This window comes from Paenibacillus roseus, assembly GCF_016424485.1.
GTDB lineage: Bacteria > Bacillota > Bacilli > Paenibacillales > Paenibacillaceae > Paenibacillus_D > Paenibacillus_D roseus.
The window spans coordinates 1219-1808 of sequence record NZ_JAELUP010000110.1 but is presented as its reverse complement, the minus strand read 5'-3'; the positions used below and the strand labels follow the sequence as shown (position 1 = coordinate 1808).

Below are 590 nucleotides of genomic sequence, written 5' to 3'. Positions count from 1 at the left end.
AGCTTCCGACCAACCCGCCAATTCCAGTCGGAACAGGCAACCATCTGGTCGTGAAGGTGTCGTCGAGCAAGATTGCCACGCCGCAAGCGGGCGACTCCGCTCCGAGCGTTGGCGTAATTAACCCGTATACGCCGGGCAACAACATTCCGGGCGTTGATCCGGTGGTTAACAAGTACATCGGCATTTACGAAGTAGACAGCAACAATAAAGTCGTGAAGTTCACGCTAATTGTGCTGGGCAAAGGGGATGTTCGTCCGCAGCCGGAAGCGGCGCCGGAGCTGTATCCAACGCCTGTGCCAGAGCCTGGAACTGATCCCGATACGACCAAGCTTCCGACCAACCCGCCAATTCCAGTCGGAACAGGCAACCATCTGGTCGTGAAGGTGTCGTCGAGCAAGATTGCCACGCCAAAAGCGGGCGACCTCGCTCCAAGCGTTGGCGTAATCAATCCATATACGCCGGGCAACAACATCCCGGGCGTTGATCCGGTGGTTAACAAGTACATCGGGATTTACGAAGTAGACAGCAACAATAAAGTCGTTAAGTTTACTCTGATCGTACTGGGCAAAGGGGATGTTCGTCCGCAGCCA

1 pseudogene is annotated in these 590 nt (G+C 55.3%); it reads left to right on the top strand.

What is annotated here, in order from left to right:
• Window positions 1-590: pseudogene (locus JFN88_RS22400) on the top strand (hypothetical protein); the annotation flags it as partial.